1 rRNA gene is annotated in these 209 nt (G+C 52.6%); it reads right to left on the bottom strand.

Features of this window, described 5'->3' with window-relative positions:
- A 23S ribosomal RNA gene (locus AN393_RS19980) occupies window positions 1-209 on the bottom strand; the annotation flags it as partial.

Here is a 209-nt window from a genome sequence, read left to right as displayed (position 1 = left end):
TAACATGGGATAGGAACCCTTGGTCTTCCGGCGTGCGGGTTTTTCACCCGCATTATCGTTACTCATGTCAGCATTCGCACTTCTGATACGTCCAGCATACCTCCCGGTACACCTTCAACCGCTTACAGAACGCTCCCCTACCACTCATCCTAAGATGAATCCGCAGCTTCGGTGCATAGTTTAGCCCCGTTACATCTTCCGCGCAGACC

It is taken from the genome of Pseudoalteromonas sp. P1-25 (assembly GCF_001401805.1).
Lineage (GTDB): Bacteria > Pseudomonadota > Gammaproteobacteria > Enterobacterales > Alteromonadaceae > Pseudoalteromonas.
This window is presented reverse-complemented; position numbering and strand designations above follow the sequence as displayed.